This is a genomic window from bacterium (genome assembly GCA_016873475.1).
Taxonomy (GTDB): Bacteria; Krumholzibacteriota; Krumholzibacteriia; order JACNKJ01; family JACNKJ01; genus VGXI01.
Genome location: VGXI01000039.1, coordinates 1 through 19725, shown reverse-complemented (window position 1 = coordinate 19725; position 19725 = coordinate 1). Strand labels below are relative to the sequence as shown.

At 73.4% G+C, this 19725-nt stretch carries 14 protein-coding genes and 1 pseudogene; all 15 read right to left on the bottom strand.

The genetic code is table 11. The annotated features are described in order from the left end of the window. A partial coding sequence (locus tag FJ251_05300) for an aminomethyl-transferring glycine dehydrogenase subunit GcvPA (protein ID MBM4117149.1) occupies nt 1-944 on the bottom strand: 944 nt, incomplete at its 3' end. Further along, nucleotides 945-1328 (bottom strand): glycine cleavage system protein GcvH, encoded by a 384-nt coding sequence (gene gcvH, locus FJ251_05295; GenBank protein MBM4117148.1) that lies wholly within the window; start codon nt 1326-1328, stop codon nt 945-947. It abuts the gene before it with no gap. 70 nt (nt 1329-1398) lie between these two features. Continuing rightward, nucleotides 1399-2538, bottom strand: a complete 1140-nt coding sequence (gene gcvT, locus FJ251_05290; GenBank protein ID MBM4117147.1) for a glycine cleavage system aminomethyltransferase GcvT — start codon at nt 2536-2538, stop codon at nt 1399-1401. Continuing rightward, the gene (gene uvrA / locus FJ251_05285; GenBank protein ID MBM4117146.1) at nt 2535-5423 is read right to left on the bottom strand and encodes an excinuclease ABC subunit A; all 2889 of its coding nucleotides are present in this window, start codon (nt 5421-5423) and stop codon (nt 2535-2537) included. Before uvrA ends, gcvT begins: the two co-directional genes overlap by 4 nt. Continuing rightward, a complete protein-coding gene (locus FJ251_05280; GenBank protein ID MBM4117145.1) occupies nt 5420-8620 on the bottom strand; it encodes a tetratricopeptide repeat protein in 3201 nt (1066 codons plus the stop codon). Before FJ251_05280 ends, uvrA begins: the two co-directional genes overlap by 4 nt. Before the next feature lie 8 nt (nt 8621-8628). Next, nucleotides 8629-9924: an asparagine--tRNA ligase gene (asnS, locus tag FJ251_05275; GenBank protein MBM4117144.1), complete on the bottom strand. Its 1296-nt coding sequence runs from the start codon at nt 9922-9924 to the stop codon at nt 8629-8631. A gap of 15 nt (nt 9925-9939) precedes the next feature. Further along, a complete protein-coding gene (locus tag FJ251_05270; protein ID MBM4117143.1) occupies nt 9940-10623 on the bottom strand; it encodes a TrkA family potassium uptake protein in 684 nt (227 codons plus the stop codon). A gap of 82 nt (nt 10624-10705) precedes the next feature. Beyond that, nucleotides 10706-12154: a TrkH family potassium uptake protein gene (locus tag FJ251_05265; protein MBM4117142.1), complete on the bottom strand. Its 1449-nt coding sequence runs from the start codon at nt 12152-12154 to the stop codon at nt 10706-10708. Between the two features lies 1 nt (nt 12155). Then, nucleotides 12156-12353 carry a hypothetical protein gene (locus tag FJ251_05260; protein ID MBM4117141.1) on the bottom strand — a complete coding sequence of 66 codons (198 nt, stop codon included), beginning with the start codon at nt 12351-12353 and terminating at the stop codon, nt 12156-12158. Between the two features lie 143 nt (nt 12354-12496). Continuing rightward, entirely contained in the window at nt 12497-13567 is a 1071-nt protein-coding gene (locus FJ251_05255; protein MBM4117140.1) for a hypothetical protein, read from the bottom strand. Next, nucleotides 13567-14838, bottom strand: a complete 1272-nt coding sequence (locus tag FJ251_05250) for an insulinase family protein (protein MBM4117139.1) — start codon at nt 14836-14838, stop codon at nt 13567-13569. Before FJ251_05250 ends, FJ251_05255 begins: the two co-directional genes overlap by 1 nt. Nucleotides 14839-14841: 3 nt before the next feature. After that, entirely contained in the window at nt 14842-16923 is a 2082-nt protein-coding gene (gene pnp / locus FJ251_05245) for a polyribonucleotide nucleotidyltransferase (protein ID MBM4117138.1), read from the bottom strand. 120 nt (nt 16924-17043) lie between these two features. Beyond that, nucleotides 17044-17313 carry a 30S ribosomal protein S15 gene (gene rpsO, locus FJ251_05240; protein MBM4117137.1) on the bottom strand — a complete coding sequence of 90 codons (270 nt, stop codon included), beginning with the start codon at nt 17311-17313 and terminating at the stop codon, nt 17044-17046. 111 nt (nt 17314-17424) lie between these two features. Further along, nucleotides 17425-18369 carry a riboflavin biosynthesis protein RibF gene (gene ribF, locus FJ251_05235; protein MBM4117136.1) on the bottom strand — a complete coding sequence of 315 codons (945 nt, stop codon included), beginning with the start codon at nt 18367-18369 and terminating at the stop codon, nt 17425-17427. Nucleotides 18370-18420: 51 nt separating this feature from the next. Next, nucleotides 18421-19540 (bottom strand): annotated as a pseudogene (locus FJ251_05230) (IS3 family transposase). Nucleotides 19541-19725 lie beyond the last annotated feature (185 nt).

The window sequence follows — 19725 nt, the reverse complement described above, 5'->3', positions numbered from 1 at the left end:
CGCGTCTGCAAGGTGAGCACGAAGCCGGGCCGGCCCAGCGCGTCGACGGTGCGGCCGACGAGGCGGCCGGGCAGGCGGCGCACCAGCTCGCGGCTGACGCCCATGACGCCGAGGTAGGGCCCGCCGAAGCTGAGCGGCAGGCCGAGGCTCTGACCCTCGCCGGTGACGACGTCGGCGCCGAAGCTGCCGGGCGGCTCGAGCAGGCCCAGGCTGGTCGGCTCCACGTGCACGATGAGCAGCGCGCCGGCGGCCTTGACCCGGGGCGCGATGGCCGCCAGGTCCTCGACGACGCCGAAGTGGTTGGGCAGCTGCACGACGACCGCCGCCGTGTCGGCGTCCAGCGCCGCGGCGAGAGCGCGCGGATCGAGGCCGCCCGTGGCGTCCCAGGGCAGGGTCTCGATCGCGAGCGCCTGGCCACCGGCGTAGGTGGCGGCGACGCGGCGGCAGCCGGGCGCGAGGCTCGCCGGCAGCAGCAGGCGCCGGCCCGCCGTCGCCGCGCCGGCGAGCAGCAGCGCTTCGGCGAGGGCGCTAGCGCCGTCGTAGAGGGAGGCATTCGCGACGGCCATGCCCGTCAGGCGCGCCATCAGCGTCTGGAATTCGAAGATCACCTGCAGGGTCCCCTGGGCGACCTCCGGCTGGTAGGGCGTGTAGGCCGTGTAGAACTCGGGCCGCGAGAGGATCTGGCCGACGATCGCCGGCCGGATGCGGTCGTAGGCCCCGCCGCCCATGAAGTTGAGCTGCTCGCCGGCCGGCGCGTTCTGCGCGGCCAGCTCGGCGAGGCGCCGCCCGGCGCCGTACTCGTCCAGGCCCGCGGCCAGGGGCAACTCCCCCTGCCAGCGGCAGCCGGCGGGCACGCTCGCGAAGAGATCCTCGACGGTCGCGACGCCGATCGCCTCCAGCATCCCCCGGATCTCGCCCTCGCTGTGGGGAACGAAGCCGCGCATCTACTCTCCCACCTGCTCCCGGTAGCCCTCGCTGTCCAGGAGCTGCTCGAGTTCGGAGGGATCGCTCATCCGGATGCGCACGAGCCAGCCCTCGCCGTAGGGCGCCTGGTTGACGAGTTCGGGATGCGCCTCGAGGCCGGCGTTCGTCTCGAGGACCTCGCCGGTGACGGGGGCATAGATCTCCTCCACCGTCTTGACGGCCTCGACGGTGCCGAAGGGATCGCCCTTGCCGACGTGGGTGCCCGTCTCGGGCAACTCGAGATAGATGATGTCGCCGAGCTCGCCCTGGGCGTAGTCCGTGAGCCCGATGGTGGCGATGGCGCCCTCCACCGACACCCACTCGTGCTCCCTGGTGTAGCGCAGCTGACCCGGGATATCGCTCACGTCCTCTCCTTTCCTCCCCCGGGACCGGCCCGGGGACTCGGCCCGCGGCGCGCAGCGGCGGTCGACGCCCCTAGGCGCGCAGCGCCGGCTGGCTGTAGAAGGGCAGCTTCAGCGTCTCGGCCGCCAGGCGCTCGCCGCGCACTTCCACCGCGAGCGCCGCGCCCGCCGCGCCCCGGCTCACCAGCGCCAGGGCGAGGCTGCGCTCGAGGGTCGGCGCGAAGCTGCCGCTCGTCACGGCCCCCACGGGCTCATCGCCGGCGAAGACACAGAAGCCCTGGCGGGCGATCTTGCGCCCCGGCAGCGCGAGGCCGACGAGGCGCCGCGCCGCGGCCGCGTCCTTGCGCGCGCGCAGCGCGTCGCGGCCAATGAAATCCCCCTTGTCCAGTTTCACAAGCCAGAAAAGCCCCGCCTCGAAGGGATCGGTCTGCTCGTCGAGCTCGTGCCCGTAGAGGCAGTAGGAGGCCTCGAAGCGCAGCGTGTCGCGGGCGCCCAGGCCCGCCGGTTGCAGCCCGCAGGGTCGGCCGGCCGCCAGCAGGGCGTCGGCAAGCCGCGGCGCCAGTGCGGGCGACAGGTAGAACTCGAATCCCAGCTCGCCCGTGTAGCCCGTGCGGCTGACGATCAGCGGCTCGCCCGCAATCTGCAGCTCCGCAAAGTGATAGAAGGGCAGTCCGCGCAGCGCGTCCGCGGCGGGCGCCAGCAGCGGGCAGGCGAGCAGGAGCTCGCGGCTGGCCGGCCCCTGTACGGCGAGTTGCGCGAAGTCGGCGGAGGCGTCGCGCACGGCGGCCGCGCCGCCCAGCTGTCGCGCCACCCAGGCCGCGAGCTTGTCGCTGTTCGCCGCATTGACGACGAGCAGGAAGCGCTCGGGACCGCGCCGGTAGACGAGCAGGTCGTCGAGCACGCCGCCGTCCTCGCGGCAGGCGACGGTGTAGAGCACCTGGCCGTCGGCGAGCCTGGCGCAGTCGTTGGTGACGAGGCGCTGCACGGCGGCAAGGGCGCCCGGGCCCTCGACGGTGATCTCGCCCATGTGGCTGACGTCGAAGAGGCCGGCCGCGCGGCGCACGGCGCGGTGCTCGTCGAGGAGGCCGCTGTACTGGACCGGCAGTTCCCAGCCGGCGAAATCGACGAGCTTGCCGCCCTGCTCGCGGTGCCAGGCGTGGAGGGCGGTCTTGCGGGGAGTCTCCGTGGTGCACCTCCTGCGGGCGGGGCTCAGCGCTCCTTGGCGTCGCCGTCGCGGCCCTGCGGGTGGCCGCGCAGGATGGCTCCGGTATGACGGGGAGGGCAGGCCAGGATCTCGGCGGGTGGACCGGCGAAGAGCAGCTCGCCGCCCGCGGGACCGCCTTCCGGTCCGAGGTCGACGAGCCAGTCCGCCTCCCGGACGATGTCGGGATTGTGCTCAATTATAATGACGGTGTGCCCCTTGTCAACCAGCCGCTGGAGGATGCCCATCAGGGTGCTGACATCCTGGAAGTGCAGGCCCGTGCTGGGCTCGTCGAGGATGTAGACCGCCCGTCCGCGCGCGCGCCGCGCGAGTTCCTTGGCCAGCCTGAGCCGCTGCGCCTCGCCGCCCGAGAGGCTGAGCGCGCTCTGCCCCAGGCGCAGGTAGCCCAGACCGACCTCGGCGAGCACGCCGAGGCCGCGCGCGAGGCTGGGGATCTCGCTGAAGTGCGCCTGGGCCTGGGCCACCGTCATCTCGAGCACCTCGGCGATCGTGCGCCCGCGGTAGTGGATCTCGAGGGTCTCGCGATTGAAGCGCCGCCCCCGGCAGACCTCGCAGGGCACGGAGGCCGGCGGCAGGAAGTGCAGGGCGACCTTGCGCTCGCCGTCGCCCTGGCAGTGCTCGCAGCGTCCCCCCTTCACGTTGAAGCTGAAGCGGCCGGGGCCGTAGCCGCGCAGCCGGCTCTCGGGCAGGGCGGCGAAGAGCCGGCGCACCTCGTTCCAGAGCCCGGCGTAGGTGGCCGGGTTGCTGCGCGGCGAGCGGCCGATCGGCGCCTGGTCCACATTGACGACGTCCTCCACCGCCTCGGCGCCCTGCAGGGCGCGGCAGGGGCCGGGCTCGCCGGCGGCGTGGCCGAGGCGCCGGGCGAGGTGGCGGTAGAGCGTATCGCGCACGAGGCTGCTCTTGCCGCTGCCCGAGACGCCGGTCACGCAGGTGAGGCGGCCCAGCGGAATCGGCACGTCGATGTCCTTGAGGTTGTTGCGGCGCGCTCCCTCCACCCGCAGCCAGTCCGTCGCCGGCGGCCGCGCCGACCGCGGCCGCCAGGCCGCGGCGGCGCGCAGGCTGCGACCGGTGGGGCTGTCCGGGTGGGCGCGGATCGCCGTCGGGGTGCCCGCCGCGACAAGGCGCCCCCCCAGCTCGCCGGCGCCCGGCCCGAGGTCGATCACCCAGTCCGCGCGCTCGATCGTCTCGCGATCGTGCTCGACGACGAGCACCGTGTTGCCGCGGTCGCGCAGGGCGGCCAGCGTGCCGAGCAGGGCCTGCTGGTCACGGGGGTGCAGGCCGATCGAGGGCTCGTCGAGGATGTAGAGCACGCCCGTCATCGCGGCGCCCACCTGCTCGGCGAGCGCGAGGCGTTGGCGCTCGCCGCCCGATAGCGTGGCCGCCGGGCGGTCGAGACTGAGATAGCCGAGCCCGACGCGGGCGAGGAAATCCAGGCGCGAGCGGATCTCGGGCAAGAGCTGCGCGGCGACCTCGCGGCGGGGACCCCAGAAGCGCAGACCGTCCAGGCGCTCGGCGAGGACGGAGAGCGGCAGGGCGGACAGTTCGGCGATGTTCTGCCCGCCCAGCGTGATGCGCAGCGCGTCGGGCGCGAGGCGGCGGCCGGCGCAGGCGGGACAGGGCTCGTCGCCCATCAGGGCCTCGAGACTGCGGCGCAGGGCGGCGCTGTGCGTCTCGGCGGCGCGTCGCTCGAGATAGGGGATCAGGCCGGGAAAGGTCTTGCGCACGCGGCCGCGCGGGCTCCTCAGCTGGATGTCCAGCTCGCCGCGCCCGCTGCCGCCGAGCAGCGTGGCGCGCGCCGCCGCCGGGATCTCGCGCCAAGGCGTCGCGAGTGTAAAGCCGAGCTGCTCGCCGAGGGCGCCGATCTGCGCGAGCAGCCAGGCGCCGCGCGCCCCGCTGAGGATGGGCATCGCGCCGGCGGCCAGGCTGAGCGCCGGATCGGCGACCAGCAGCCCTTCGCGGATGCGCCGGCTCCTGCCCAGGCCCTGGCAGGCCGGGCAGGCGCCGCGCCGGCTGTTGAAGGAGAAGAGGCTGGGCGAGACCTCGGGCAGGGCGCGCTCGCCGTCCTTGGCGAGGGCGAGATCCCAGACCTCGGTCGGCGCCGCGCGGACCTTGCGGCCGGCCACGCCGGCCTTGGCCGGCAGCTCGACGAGGGCGCGCAGACGACCCGCGCCGAGGGCGAGGGTGCGCTCGGCGCTCTCGGCCAGGCGGCGCCGGCTGCGCTCGCCGGTGACGAGGCGGTCGACGACGGCATCGACGCTGTTGCGCCGCCCGGGCTCCAGGCGCAGCTCGCCGTCGAGGTCGCGCAGCTCGCCGTTCACGCGCAGGGTGACGAGCCCCTCGCGGCGCAGGCGGTCGAGGAGCTGCTTCTGCGCGCCCTTGCGCTCCTCGATCAGCGGGGCGAGCAGGGTCAGGCGCGTGCCGTCGGGCAGGCTCTCCAGGCGCTCGCGGATCGTCTCGGCGTCGAGCAGGAAGCCGCCGCCGCCCAGCTCCCCCACCCGCGCGAAGAGCAGGCGCAGGAAGCTGCCGATCTCGCTGAGCGTGCCCACGGTCGAGCGCGGGCCGGGGCTCGTGCTGTGCTGATCGACGGCGACGGCGGGGCTCAGGCCCTCGACGAGATCGACGTCGGGCTTGCGCAGCTCGCCGAAGAGCTGCCGCGCCTGGCTCGAGAGGCTCTCGACGTAGCGCCGGCGGCCCTCGGCGAAGAGGGTATCGAAGGCGAGGCTGCTCTTGCCCGAGCCGCTGGGGCCCGTCAGCACGGTCAGGCTGTAGCGCGGGATCTCGAGGTCGAGGCTGCGCAGGTTGTTCTCCCGCGCCCCGTGGACGCGGATCGGGCTGGACCCGGTCGGGCTCGGCGCGGCGGGCAGCTGGCGGCTCATGGCCGCTCGCCTTGCGCGGCCAGGCGCGCCAGGCCCGCGGCGGCGCTGGCGCCGATCTCCGTGCCCGGGCCCTGGGCCGCCAGGGCCCGCGCGTAGAGCTGCTCGGCGCGCGCGAGCTCGCCTCCCACCTCGCAGAGGGCCGCCGCGCGCAGCAGGGCGGTCACGCCCCAGAGCCCCTGGGCCGGGAAGCGCTCCGCCAGGCCGAGAAAGGCGCCGGCCGCCGCCTCCCGCTCGCCCAAGCTCTCCAGGCAGTCGCCGATCCAGAAGCGCAGGCGGGCGCGGCTCTCGGCGTCTTCGAGCAGGTAGAGCTCGGCCTCGCGGTAGGCGAGCAGGGCCCCTTCGCAGTCGCCCAGCTCCTGGAGCAGGCGAGCCCGCTCCAGGCGCGCCGTCCCCGCGCGCGGGTCTTCCGGGTAGCGGTCCAGGAAGCGCGCGAGCTGATGGACCGCCTCTGCGCGGCGACCGGCCCGCGCGAGGGCCGTGGCCGCATCCTGCAGCAGTTCCGGTCCCGGCTCATTGTCCCGAGCCAGGCACCAGGCGAAGAGCTCGCTGGCGCCCGTCCAGTCGCCCGCGCCGGCCAGCGCGAGGGCGACCGCCTCGGCGGCGCGCCGCACGCTCGCGCTCCCGCCGCAGCAAGCGCGCAGGCTGTCGAGCTCGGCGGGCGCGCCCGCCAGCTCGTCCCCGGGTAGGGCGAGGAGCAGCAGCTCGCCGCGCGCCTCGCCCGCCGCCGGCGCGGCGGGGTACTCGTCGCGACAGGCCACGAAGTGGCGGGCGGCGGCAGTGCGGTCGCCGGCCAGCAGGCGCTCCTGGCCGAAGGCCAGCTCGAGTGCGGCGGCCGCCTCTGGCGCGAGGGCGGCGCCCGCGCGCAGCTCTTGCCAGGCCTCGAGCGCGCTCTGACGGCGGCCCGTGAGCAGGAGGGCGCGGATCCGCTGGGCGGCCAGCTCCTCCCGCTCCGCCGCGCCAGGCGGCGCGTCGGCTCCCGGCGCGAGCAGGCTGTCCAGGAGGGCCAGCGCCGCCTCCCCCTGGCCGAGGGCGAGCTGGAGCTCGCCGCGCAGGCGGGCGGCTTCCCGGGCAGGCAATCCGGGACCGGTGAGCCCGGCCAGCGCGGCCAGGGCCTCGGCGGGCCGGCCGGCCGCGGCGGCCGCAGTCGCCAGCCGCCAGGCCGCCTCGCGGCGAAGGCGAGCGTCGTCCCCGCCGAGGACGGCCGTGAACCGCGCGCGGGCCGCGGCACTGTCCCCTCGCCGCTCGGCGCAGAGGCCGAGGCGATAGCGGGCATCGTCCTCGAGGGAGGCCGCGCCCGGCGCCGCGAGCAGGGCGGCATAGCTCGCCTCGGCCGCCGCGGCGTCGCCGGCGCGGAGCTGGCAGTCGCCGAGCCAGAGCTGGCCGAGGGCGCGCCGCGGGCTCCCCGGCGCGCCGGCCAGGAAGCGCTCGAAGTGGGCGCTGGCCCGGCGCGGGTGCCGCGCCGCGGCCTCCAGACGCCCCAGCTCGAAGTGGGCCTCCGCGGCCTCCCTGCCCGCGCCGGCGGCCAGGGCCGCCAGCCGCCGCTTGGCCTGCGCCGAGTCGCCCGCAGCGAGCGCGAGCTGGCCGGCGACCAGGGCCGCCCGGCCGGCCCAGGGGCCCGCGGGGGCCAGAGCCTGCGCGCGCTCGGCGTCGGCGCGGGCCTGGGCCAGCGCCGCGCCCTGCGCGCCCCGCGCCCGCAGTAGCTCCGCGCGCTCATAATAGTAGGGCGCGAGGGCGGGCCCCTCCGGACCCGCGGCCAGGCGAGCGCTGAGGGCGGGCAGGCGATCCGCCTCCGGCGGCAGGGCGGCGAGTGGGAGCGCGGCCAGCTCGCCCCTGGCCTCGGCGGCCGGGGCGGCCGCACCCTCGGCGATGCCGGCCTCGAGATCCCGCCGCGCGCGCTCCCGCCACGCGACCGCCGCCTCCGTGCCCGCGGCACCGGCCAGGGCCAGGCGCTCGGCTTCGCGCAGGGCGGCCCGGCCGGCTGCGAGCAGCGCCCGCGCCCGCGCTTCCCCCGCCGGCTCGCGCGGCGCGAGGCGCAGGAAGTGCTCCGAGGCGGCGCTGAAGTCCTTGAAGTCCTCGAGCAGGAGCCGGCCGACGGCCAGCTCGCGCTCCCGCGCGATCTCCCCGCTCGCCGTTTCCTGCGCGCGCAGGGCCTCCAGCAGGCGGGCGAGGGCGGCCTCGCGGTCGACGGGATAGTAGCGGACGAGGCGCTCCTGGCGCTCGGCGGCCTCCGAGGCCCAGGGGCTCTGGGGGTGCTCGGCCAGCAGGCGCGCATGGAGGGCGAGGGCGCGCGGGCCGTCGCCGCCGCGCTCGGCCGCCCGGGCGAGACGGTGCAGGGCGGCGGCCGCCGGCTCGGCGCCGGCCGCCGCCGCGACCGCCCGCTCCCAGGCGGCCAGGGCCTCGGGCAGGCGGCGATCCCGGGCGGCGGCATCGCCCTCCCGGAGCAGCAGCTCGGCGGCCACCGCGCGCAGCGCGGGAGAGGCGGCCAGGGTCGAATCGCGCGCGGCCAGCTCGCTCCAGAGGGCCCGCGCCGCGCTCTCCTCGCCGGCGTCCAGCAGCAGGCCCAGCTCGCGCTCCGCCGCAGCCGCCCGTTCGGGGAAACGGCCGCGCAGGCTGGCCAGGTCGGCGGCGGCGGCCCCCGGCCGCCCGGCCGCCTCGTGCAGGGCGGCTCGCTGCGCGAGGGCCGCACCGGCCAGCGGGGCCTCGTCGAAGCGGGCGAGCAACGCGTCCAGTTCGGCGAGGGCCCGCGCCTGCTCGCCCGCGGCCAGCGCCTGCTCGGCGAGGCGCAGGCCTGCGAAGCCGGCCAGCGGGTGCCCGGGCGCCTGCCGTTGCAGGCGCTCGAGGTCCTCGCGCGCGGCCAGGGGATCCGCGGCCGCGCGCAAGGCGGCGCGCTCGAAGAGGGCGCGACCGGCGAGTTCGCCCTCTGCGCCGCCCGCCAGCAACTGGCCGAGCAGGGCGAAGGCGAGAGGCCCTTCGCCGCGGGCGGCCGCCAGGCGGGCGGCGAGCAGCAGGGCTTCGCCGCGCTCCGGCGCGGCCGGCTCCTCGAGGAGGCGGTGGTGAAGGAGGGACTCGCTCTCGGCGACCTGCCCGGCCTCGGCCAGGGCGCGGATCTCCGCGAGCGAAGGCCCCTGGGCGCCCGGCGCGCGCGGCAGGGCGAGGAGCAGGACGGCCAGCGGGAGCAAGCGGGCGCGGGCGGCCATGCGCCTCCCTAGGGGGTGATCCGGGTCATCATCCGCGGGAAGGGGATGCACTCCCGGATGTGACGCCGTCCCGCGAGCCAGGCCAGCGTGCGCTCGACGCCGATGCCGAAGCCGCTGTGGGGGAAGCTGCCGTAGCGGCGCAGATCGAGGTACCACTCGTAGGGCTCGCGGGGCAGTCCGTGCTCGGCGATGCGCCGCTCGAGGAAGGCGAGGTCGTCGGCGCGCTGGCCGCCGCCGACGATCTCGCCGTAGCCCTCCGGCGCCAGGCAGTCGACCGAGAGGCTGTACTTCTCGTCCGCGGGATCGGGCGCCATGTAGAAGGCCTTGATCGCGGCCGGGAAGTGGTGCACGAAGACCGGCCGGTCGTGGGCGTTCGAGATCAGGGTCTCGTCCTCGGCGCCGAAGTCGCCGCCCCAGGCGAAGTCCACCCCCTGCGCGCGCAGGAAGGCCACGGCCTCGTCGTAGTGCAGGCGCGGGAAGGGCGCCACCACGCGCTCGAGGGCGGCCGTGTCCCGCTCGAGCACCTCGCCGAGCAGCGCGCGGTGCGCCTCCAGCACGCGGCCGGCGACGTACTCGAGCAGGCGTTCGCTGACGTCCATGACGTCGGCGAGGTCGGCGTAGGCCATCTCCGGCTCCATCATCCAGAACTCGGTCAGGTGCCGGCGCGTCTTGCTCTTCTCGGCGCGGAAGGTGGGGCCGAAGCAGTAGACCCGGCCGAAGGCGGCGGCCGCCGCTTCCATGTACAGCTGCCCGCTCTGGGTGAGGAAGGCCCGGTCGCCGTAGTAGTCGACGCTGAAGAGCGTCGCGGTGCCCTCCACCGAGCTCGGCGTGAAGATCGGCGCGTCGACGTGGAGGAAGCCGTCGCGGCGCATGAACTCGTGGATGGCGGCGATCAAGGTGCCGCGCACGGTGAGCAGGGCGTGCTGCTGCCGGCTGCGCAGCCACAGGTGCCGCCGCTCGAGCAGGAAGTCGACGCCGTGCTCCTTGGGCGAGATCGGGTAGTCGACGCTGGGCGCGACGACCGCGAAGTCGCTCAGCACGAGTTCGTAGCCGCCCGGCGCCCGGTGGTCGGCGCGCACCAGGCCGGTCACGGTCAGGCTGGTCTCCTGCGTCAGGGCCTCGACGGCGGCGAAGCGCGCCTCGCCGAGGCCCTCCGGTGCGGCCACGGCCTGGATGATGCCCGAGCCGTCGCGCACGAGGAGAAACTGCACCTTCTTGCTGCCGCGCTTGTTGTAGAGCCACCCGGCGAGGGTGACCGTGCGGCCCTCGTAGTCGCCGATCCGGGCGATTCTCACCGACTGCATGACGTCCCTTCGGTCTCAGGGTTCGAGGCGGGCGAAGTCCTCGTTGCTCGCGATCACCGAGAGGCGGTCCCCGGCCGCGAAGCGCAGGTCGCCGTCGGGCACCGGAAAGACCCGCCGCTCCGATTTGCCCTCGGCCAGGCTGATCCGGCGGACGGCGAGCACGGCCAGCCCGTGCCGGCGGCGCAGCTGCAGCTCGCCGATCGTCTTGCCGACGAAGGCCTTCGGCACGTCGATGTCGCGCAGGGAGTGGCCCTCGGGCAGGTCGACGAACTCGATCGTGTCGCCGCGCACCAGGCTCTGGGCCAGGCGCTGGCCCATCTCCTGCTCGGCGAAGAGGACGCGCGTCGCACCCACCCGCTCGAGGATGCGCCGGCGCAGCGGCGAGCCGGCGCGCGTGATGATCTGGGGAATGCCGGCCTCCGCGGCCCAAGAGGTGATCAGCACGTTCTCCTCGAAGAGCTCGCCGACGCCGATCACCAGCAGGTCGACCTTGCCGACGTCCAGTTCCTCGAGGGCGCTCTCCTGGGTGGCGTCCACGCAGACCGCGAGCGAGACCTCGTTCTTGACCATCTCGACGAAGCGCAGCTCGCGGTCGATGGCCAGGACCTCCACGCCCAGTTCGCTGAGCGTGCGGGCGACGGCGCGGCCGAACCGGCCGAGCCCGATGACGGCGGCGCGCTTGACGACTCGATCCGACATCGCTCCCCCCTGCGCCCGGCAGGCAACCGGTCGAAGACGGGCCAGTCTAGCAGAAGGCGGGGGCAATGCAACGGCGAAGGGCTCAGCCCACCATCACCGGCTCTTCCGGCAGCGTGTAGTGGCGATCCCGCCAGCCGCCAGCGACGCCGAGGGCCACGGTGAGCAGGCCGACGCGGCCGCAGTACATGATCAGGACGAGCAGCAGCTTGCCGGCGGCGCCGAGCTGGGCGGAGAGGCCCGTCGAGAGGCCGACGGTGCCGAAGGCGGAGACGACCTCGAAGGCCGCCACGGGCACGGCGACCGGCGCCAGCAGCAGGATCCCCAGCGTCCCGCCGACGACGAGGAAGAGCCCCGCGCTGAGCACGGCCAGGGCTTCGCGCAGGACGCCCTCGGGAACGGTGCGGCCCGCGAGGTCGAGCCGGCTGCGCCCGCGGAAGTAGTTCCACAGGAGCAGCACGAGCAGGCTGACCGTGGAGACCTTGACGCCGCCGCCCGTCGAGCCGGGCGCGGCGCCGATGAACATGAGGAGGATGCAGATCAGGGTGCCGGCCGGCGAAAGCAGGATCTGCGGGAAGATGTCGAAGCCGGCCGTGCGGCAGCTGACGGACTGGAAGAAGGCGCCGAGCAGCCGCTGGCCCGGCCCCTGACCGGTGAGGACCCCGGCGCGCTCCGTCCAGAGCAGCAGCAGGGCGCCCGCCGCCCAGAGCAGCAGCGAACCCGTCAGGACGAGCCGCCCCTGCACGGAGAGCCGGCGGCGCCCGCCGCGCAGGCGCCCGAGCAGCTCGAAGCTGAGCAGGAAGCCGATGCCCCCGACCATGATCAGGCCGGCGACGACGAGCAGGGGGCCCGGCGCGTCGCCGAAGCGGGCGAGGTTGTCCCGATAGAGCGAGAAGCCCGCGTTGCAGAAGGCGCTCACGGCGTGGAAGCCCGCCGCGAAGACGCGGTGGTAGCCCGCGCCGAGGCGCTCGTCGGCCGTCAGGTGGAGCAGGACGGCGCCGATGCCCTCGACCGCGAGGGTGAAACCGAGCACACCGAGCACGAGCCCGCGCAGCCCGCGGATGCCGCCCGTGCGCAGGTCGGCACTGAGCGAGAAGCGCTGGCCCAGGCCGAGGTCGCGGCGCGCCATGAGCGCGGCCAGGCTGGTCAAGGTGAGGATGCCCAGGCCGCCGGCCTGGATGAGCAGCAGGATGATCGTCTTGCCCAGGGGCGAGAAGTGGCTGCCCGTGTCGACGACGGTCAGACCCGTGACGCAGGCGGCGCTGGTCGCCGTGAAGAGCGCGTCGACGAAGCTCGTGTGCCCGTCCTTCGCGCAGGCGGGCAGCCACAGGAGCAGGGCGCCGAGGCCGATGAGCAGGCAGAACCCGAGGGCGACGATGGCGCCCGGGGAGAGCCGCTGCCGGGAGTGGAGGACGAAGGGGCTCACGAGCGCGGGATGATCCGGAGCCGCCGGCCACCTGTCAAGCGCTCCCGCAACGGAAACGGGGAGGGGGCGCGCCCCCTCCCCGTCGCTGCTGCAGAAGCTCGGCCGCAGCCTAGGCGGCCTTCTTCGCCGCCTTCTTTCTCCGGGTCGTCTTCTTGGCGGCCTTCTTCGCGGTCTTCTTGGCGGCCTTCTTGACGGCCTTCTTCACGGTCTTCTTGGCGGCCTTCTTCACGGTCTTCTTGGCGGCCTTCTTGACCGTCTTCTTGGCCGCCTTCTTGGCGGCCTTCTTGGCAACCTTCTTCACAGCCATTGTACCCTCCTAGGCAGGGAAAGCGGATTGCTCGATGGAGTCGCTTGCCTAACGACTCCGCCGCCAGAGATATCGGATGCTCTGGAAAATTGTAAAGGGAAAATTCTGCCCCGCGGCGATTTTCCTCCGCGAGGAGGGGCGCGTCAGCTCTCGGTCGCGGCCCTCTGCGCGGCGAAGAGAGCGTCGACGTGCGCGTCTTCGATGCGCGGCGTGTCCGTGTTCACGCCGCGCAGCACGAGGTGCGCGCGCTTCCAGGGCGTCTCCTGCTTGAGGTAGAGCGACTGCGCCGCGAGCTCGCGGCGCTGGAACTCCTGCTGGCGTTGCTCGCGCGCCTTGCCCGCGAGGCCGGCGAGCGCGAGCTCGAGCGCGCGCTCGAAGTCGCTGACGAGGTAGATGCGGAAGTCGTAGAGGCCGAAGACGTCGGCCTGGAAGAGGAAGGGACCTTCGAGGATGACGATGGCGCCCCGTGCGAGCTGGAGCCGGCGCTTGCCGCCGCCGCGATCGCGGGCGAGATCGTGGACGTCGAAGGCGAGCTCCAGGGGCAGCTCGCGGGCCTGGCGCAGGGGCAGCAGGATCTGCTCGCGCAGCCGCTCGAGGGCGTAGTGCTTGCGGTAGAAGCCCTCGGCTTCGGGATAGCCCTTCGCCCGGCGCTCCTTCTTGTCGGCAGTGAAGGCGCTGAGCGCCACCTGCTCCACCTGCAGCCCGAAGCCGGCCAGGCGTTCGCCGAGGGCAGCGGCGAAGCTCGTCTTGCCGGCCTTGTCGATGCCGTTGATGCCGACGAGGAAGGGCGCCCCCTCCCGCTGCCGGCGCGCATGGAGGAGCACGGTCACCGCGTCGCGCAGGACGAGGGCCCGGCGCGAGAGCTGCTCGGCGACGGGCAGGCCGGGCACGGCGGCGAAGGCGGGCAGGCCGACGCGGCGGGCCCAGGCGAGCACGCGCTCGCGATCGCTGAAGACGAGGGTGCGCGCGAGGCGGCCCTCCCCGCGCGCGCGCTCGAGCTCCTCGGTGCCGCCCTCGCCATCGCTGCCCGCCAGCGCCTCGGCGCCGACGGACTCGCCGGCCGTCGCCGGCGGCGTCTCGAAGAGCAGCAGCTTGCAGTCCGGGCGCGCCGCGCGCAGTTCGGCGAGCAGGGCGGCGAGCGCCGGCCGGCCCGGGGCCAGGCGGGCGTCGACGAGGACCTGCTCGCAGTCGCTGCTCAGGAGCGGCGCACTCATCAGAAGGGTCCCGTCGTCGGGTTCGGGCCGAGGCTGACCAGGGTCAGGGTCTCGGGCGCGAGGTAGGCGGCCGCCAGGCGCTGGACGTCCGCGCGCGTCACGGCGTCGACGCGCGCGACCAGCTCCTCGACGCCGATGAAGCGGCCCTCGTTCAGCTCGTTGCGGGCGAGCCGGTTCATCCGCGCGCTGACGCTCTCCATCGCCAGCAGCAGGTTGCCCTTGAGCTGCATCTTCGTGTCGGCGAGCTCGGTCTCCGTGCAGCCCCCGGCGATCAGCTTGACGTACTCGTCCAGCGTGAGCCGGATCGCCTCGTCGCTCTTGGCCGGCGAGACGGCCATGTAGCTGCCCAGGAGCCCGGCGTCCGTCGCGAAGTCGGAGAAGCTGTAGATGTTGTAGGCGAGGCCCGCCTGCTCGCGGATCGACTGGAAGAGGCGGCTGCTCATGCTGCCGCCCAGGAGCGTGCTCAGGATGAGCAGGCCGTAGCGGTCCGGGTCCTTGCCGCTCATGGCCTGGCGCCCCAGCCAGAGGTGCTGCTGCTGGAGGTCCTTGGTCTCGACGCGCAGCGCGCGCCGGGCCGGCGGCGCCGCGCTGCCGTCCCGCGCGCTGGGCGCGCCGGCGGGCACCCGGAACCAGCGGGCCGCCCGCTCGGCGACCTCGGCGTGGCCGAGCGGCCCGACGAGGGCGACGATCAGGTTGCCCGCCGTGTAGCGCTCGCCGACGAAGGCGGTCAGGTCCTCGCGGCGAAAGGCCTGCACGGAGTCCTCGGTGCCGAGGATGGGCCGCGCGAGCGGATGCTCGCCGAAGACGGTCTCGGCCGCCAGCTCGTGGATGAGGTCGTCGGGATCGTCGAAGACGTTGCGGATCTCCTCGATCACCACCTGCTTCTCGGTCTCGATCAGGTCCGGCGCGAGGGAGGCGTTGGCCACCATGTCCCCGAGCACGTCCAGGGCGGTGTCCAGGTAGCCCGCCAGGACCCGCGCCGTGAAGCAGGTGACCTCCTTCGTCGTGAAGGCGTCGAGCTGGCCGCCGAGGCGGTCCATCTCCAGGGCGATGTCCAGCGCGCTGCGCCGGGCGGTGCCCTTGAAGACCATGTGCTCGAGGAAGTGCGTGATGCCGTGGCGGCCGGGACCCTCGTCCCGGCTGCCCGTGCGGAACCAGGCCCCCACCGCGACCGAGAGGGCGTCCGGCACGCACTGCGTGAGCAAGGTGACCCCGTTGTCCAGGGTCACCTTGCGGATGTCCTCGCGGCGGGAGAAGTCGCTGGTGTTCATGGGCTAGGTGGCGGCCGCCTCCAGGAGCACCTTGCGGCTGAGGCGGATCTTCCCGGCCGTGTCGATGTCCACGACCTTGACCTGGACGGTGTCGCCCACCTGGAAGACGTCTTCCACGCGGTTGATGCGCTTGTGGTCGATCTCCGAGATGTGCAGCAGGCCGTCCGTGCCCGGCAGGATCTCGACGAAAGCGCCGAACTTGGTGATCGTCTTCACCTTGCCGTCGTAGACCTTGCCCACCTCGGCCTCGGCGGTCAGGTAGTGGATCCACTCCACCGCGGCGTCGCTGCTCTCGCCGTTGATGGCCGCGATGCGCACGGTGCCGTCGTCCTCGACCTCGATCGTGGCGCCGGTCTCCTCCTGGATGCGGCGGATGGTGGCGCCGCCCTTGCCGATGACGTCCCGGATGCGCTCGGTGCTGATCTTGATGCTCGTGATCTTCGGCGCGTGGCGGCTCACCTCGGGGCGCGCCGCGGGCAGCGCCGCCTCCATGACGTCCAGGATGTGCAGGCGCGCCGTGCGCGCCTGGGCGAGGGCGTCGCGCATCACGTTGTCGGGCAGGCCCTCGATCTTGGTGTCGAGCTGGAAGGCGGTGATGCCCGCCCGCGTGCCCGCCACCTTGAAGTCCATGTCGCCAAGGTGGTCCTCCAGACCCATGATGTCCGTGAGCACGCGGTAGCGCTCACCGTCGGTCACGAGGCCCATCGCCACCCCGGCCACGTGGGCCTTCAGCGGCACGCCCGCGTCCATGAGGGCGAGGCTGCCGCCGCAGACGGTGGCCATCGAGCTGGAGCCGTTCGACTCGAGGATGTCGCTCACCACCCGGATCGTGTAGGGGAACTCCTCCTCGTCCGGGATCAGGGGGCGCAGGGCGCGCTCGGCCAGGTTGCCGTGGCCGATCTCGCGGCGGCCGGTGAAGAAGCGGCCGACCTCGCCGACGCTGAAGCCGGGGAAGTTGTAGTGCAGCATGAAGCGCTTGAAGTACTCGCCCTCGAGGTTGTCGATGCGCTGCTCGTCGCGGCTGGTGCCGAGCGTCGTGGCGACCAGCGCCTGCGTCTCGCCGCGGGTGAAGAGCGAGGAGCCGTGCGCGCGGGGCAGGAAGCCGGCGACGATGTTGATGGGGCGCACCTGGTCGAGACCCCGGCCGTCGGCGCGCAGGGACTCCTCGAGGATGAGCCGGCGCATCGCCTTCTTCTCGACCTCGCCGAAGGTGTGGCGGATCCAGCGCTCGGCGCCGGCGAACTCCTCGGCGAGAGCGGCCAGGGCCGCATCCTGGAGCGCGTCGAGGCTCGCCTGACGCTCCTGCTTGCGCGGGTTGCGACCGAGGCGGTCGATCTCGGCGCCGTAGGCCGCCTGGATGCGCGCCTCCAGGCCCGCGGGCGGCGCCGGCATCACCAGCGGCCGCTTGGCCGGCGCGCCGGCCTTGGCGAAGAGCTCCCGCTGGAGCGCGTTCAGGCGGCGGATGTGCTCGTGCGCGAAGGCGATCGCGGCGAGCATCTCCGCCTCCGCGATCTCCATCGCCTCGCCCTCCACCATCAGGATGGCGGTGTCGGTGCCGGCGACGACGACGTTGAGCGGGCTGGTCTCGGTCTCCTCGAGACTGGGATTGACCTTGAAGACGCCCTCCACCTTGCCCACGCGGACGCCGGAGACGACGTCGCCGAAGGGGATGTCCGAGAGCCCGAGGGCCGCGCTGGCCGCCGTGATGGCGAGCACGTCGGCCTCGTTCTCCTGGTCGTAGCTGAGGACGGTGGCGACGACCTGCGTCTCGGCCATGTAGCCCTCGGGAAAGAGCGGGCGCAGCGGCCGGTCGACGAGGCGCGCGGCGAGGGTCTCCTTCTCGGAGGGCCGCGACTCGCGCTTGAAGTAGCCGCCCGGGATCATGCCGGCGGCGTACTTCTTCTCGCGGTACTCGACGAAGAGCGGGAAGAAGCCCTTGTCGGGGTCGTTGTCCTTGGCGGCGACGACGGTGACGAGCACCAGCGTCTCGCCCAGGCGCACGAGGACGCTGTTCGCCTGCTTGGCGATCTGACCTGTCTCCAGGGCGTACTCCTGCCCCGACAGTGCGAGACTGACTTTCTGCATTTTACCTCCGGGGTCCGGGAACGGACCGTGGATGGATGAGGGGGACCTTCCCCCTTCCCCACCGCGAACGGCGGGGCCGGGCGCCGACCCTCGGCGCCCCTTGCGCTCGCCCGGCGACGCCTAGCGCCGCAGACCCAGCGACTTGACCAACTCGCGATAGGTGTCCAGCTTGTTCTGCTTGAGATAGTCGAGCAGACGGCGCCGGCGGCCCACCAGCTTCATCAGGCCGCGCCGCGAGTGGTGGTCCTTGGTGTGGACCTTGAAGTGTTCGGTCAGCTGGTTGATGCGCTCCGTCAGCAGGGCGATCTGCACTTCCGCGGAGCCGGAGTCCCCTTCGTGCAAGCGGAACTTCTCGATGATGCTCTTCTTGGTCTCGTGTTCGAGTGCCATCGTCAGCATACCTCCCAGGTATCTTCGAGCAGACGCGATGGCGGCAGGCGCAGAGCACCCGCCTTGAGGGCGCAAGCTAGCACAGTGCCTATCGGCTGTAAATAGGGGGGCCTAGAGCGGGAAGCTGCCCGCGGCCAGGCGGCGCCGCGCGGTGGCCACGTCGGCGGCGATGGCGGTTTTCAGGGCCTCGGCGTCGGGGAAGCGCTGCTCCGCCCTAAGCCATTCTAGGATCTCCACCTGCAGCTCTCGCCCCCCCAGGTCAACGGAGCCCACGAGCAGGTGCACCTCCGGCACGAATCGCCCGCGCAGGGTGGGCGCGAGGCCCAGGTTCAGCAGCCCCGGCTGCCAGGCTTGGCCGGCCAGCCAGCGGCAGCGGACGAGATAGACCCCCAAGGGCGGCAAGAGCTTCTCAGGGGGCGGCGGCGCGAGATTGGCGGTGGGGAAGCCGAGCGCGGCGCCGCGGCCGTCGCCGGGCTCGACGCGGCCGCTGAGCGGGAAGGGTCGGCCCAGCGCCGCCGCGACGGCCGCGAGCCGGCCGGCGGTGAGGTCCGCGCGGATGTGGCTGCTGCTGACGATGCGGCCGTCGCTGTAGCAAGGCGTCACCACCTCGACGCGATAGCCCAGCGTCTCACCGAGCGCGGCCAGGGCCTCGGCCGTGCCGGCCCGTCCCCGGCCAAGATGGAAGTCGTAGCCGACCACGAGCCGGCGCAGGCCGAGGGCGCCAACCAGCGTCTCGCGCGCGAAGTCGGCGTAGTCGGTCCCGGCCACCTCGGCGGTGAACTCCAGCACGACGAGCTCGTCCAGGCCCGTGGCAGCCAGGGCCGCCACGCGCTCCTCGAGCGTGAGCAGGAGGCCGGGCGCGCGCTCGGGGCGCAGGACGGCGAGCGGGTGCGGCCAGAAGGTGACGGCCAGCGCGCTCGCCAGCCCCTCGCGCCGCTTGGCGGCGCCGAGCGCACCGAGGATGCGGCGATGGCCGGCGTGCACGCCGTCGAAGACGCCGAGGGTAACGGCGCGCCGCGCGGCGGGCAGGCCGGCAATGTCACAATGCACTCTCAGGGCCCAGAACCTCGAGTGATGCGAGGGGCGTCAGTGACCTTCCCCCATCGTCTAAGCCAACTCCGGAGTTAGTGCCTGGCGCTCCTCGAACCTAGCCGCGAAGGCCGCTGGGGTCATCTGCCCGAGCGACCGGTGCGGCCGAAACGTGTTGTACTCCGCCCGCCATCGCTCGATCTTCCGCTGGGCGTCTGCCAGCGATAGGAACCAGTGCTCGTTGAGGCGCTCGTCGCGAAAGCTCCCGTTGAAGCTCTCGATGAAGCAGTTCTGCACCGGCTTGCCCGGGGCGATGAAGCGCAGCGCGACACACCGCTCGTGCGAAAAGCGATCCATCGCCAAGCTCTGGAACTCAGGGCCATTGTCCACGACGATCGCCTCGGGCAGGCCGCGCGACCAGGCGAGATAGTCCAGGACGCGGACGACGCGGTCGCCGGGGATCGACCGCGCCACCTCGATGTGCGGGCACTCCCGCGTGAAGTCGTCGGCCAAGGTCAGGCAGCGGAAGCCGCGGCTCGAGGCCAGGCCGTCGTGGACGAAGTCCATCGACCAGCGCTGGTTCGGCCGCTCGGGGACATCCACCAGGGGCGCTCGCCGGGAGCGGCAGGTCTGCTTGCGCCGCCGCCGCCTCACCTGAAGGCCTTCCTCGCCGTAGATCCGCTCGACCCGCTTGTGGTCGTCCATGATCCCCTCGCGCCGCAGCAGCACGATCAACCGCGGCAGCCCGTAGCGCCGGCGCTCATCGGCCAGCGCCCGCAATCGCTCACGAAGCGGGCCATCCTCCCGGCTGTGGCCCTCGTATCGACACGCCGAGCGCGACAGCCCTGCCACCTGGCAGGCGCGACGCTCGCTGATGGGGAGCTGCGCTCTGGCCGCCCGGACACACTCCCGGCGATCCGACGGCCGTAGAGGTTCTTTGCTGTCTCTAGCTCACCTTCAGCGCCTGGTTGTCTAGAACCTGCTCAGCCAGCAGCTGCATCAGCTTGCGATTCTCCACCTCCAGGGCCTTGAGGCGGCGCAGGTCGCTCAGCTCCAGACCGCCGTACTTGCGCCGCCAGGTGTAAAAGGTCTGGTCGGCGATGCCGTGTCGCCGGCAGACCTCCTTGGCCGAGGCGCCGGCCTCGTGCTCATGCAGAATGCTGAAGATCTGCTCCTCGCTGTATCGCTTACCACGCATGCGTTGTCCTCCTGGCCTTGAGGATACCAGGAAACCAACTCTGCGCCCGGCTCAGTTTGAGGGGGGAAGGTCACCTAGGCTAGCGAATCCTGAGGATCCGCGCGCAGATCGGGCTTCCGCGTTGCGGCACTACCCGCGCAAAGTACACGCCAGTCGGCAGAACACCTAGCTCGAGTGTATGCCCC

What these genes read in the sequence shown, in the direction of transcription:
- FJ251_05260 (MBM4117141.1), bottom strand. Translation starts at nt 12,353, where the DNA reads ATGGCTGTGAAGAAGGTTGCCAAGAAGGCCGCCAAGAAGGCGGCCAAG.
- FJ251_05280 (MBM4117145.1), bottom strand. Translation starts at nt 8,620, where the DNA reads ATGGCCGCCCGCGCCCGCTTGCTCCCGCTGGCCGTCCTGCTCCTCGCC.
- uvrA (MBM4117146.1), bottom strand. Translation starts at nt 5,423, where the DNA reads ATGAGCCGCCAGCTGCCCGCCGCGCCGAGCCCGACCGGGTCCAGCCCG.
- pnp (MBM4117138.1), bottom strand. Translation starts at nt 16,923, where the DNA reads ATGCAGAAAGTCAGTCTCGCACTGTCGGGGCAGGAGTACGCCCTGGAG.
- FJ251_05270 (MBM4117143.1), bottom strand. Translation starts at nt 10,623, where the DNA reads ATGTCGGATCGAGTCGTCAAGCGCGCCGCCGTCATCGGGCTCGGCCGG.
- FJ251_05255 (MBM4117140.1), bottom strand. Translation starts at nt 13,567, where the DNA reads ATGAGTGCGCCGCTCCTGAGCAGCGACTGCGAGCAGGTCCTCGTCGAC.
- FJ251_05250 (MBM4117139.1), bottom strand. Translation starts at nt 14,838, where the DNA reads ATGAACACCAGCGACTTCTCCCGCCGCGAGGACATCCGCAAGGTGACC.
- rpsO (MBM4117137.1), bottom strand. Translation starts at nt 17,313, where the DNA reads ATGGCACTCGAACACGAGACCAAGAAGAGCATCATCGAGAAGTTCCGC.
- asnS (MBM4117144.1), bottom strand. Translation starts at nt 9,924, where the DNA reads ATGCAGTCGGTGAGAATCGCCCGGATCGGCGACTACGAGGGCCGCACG.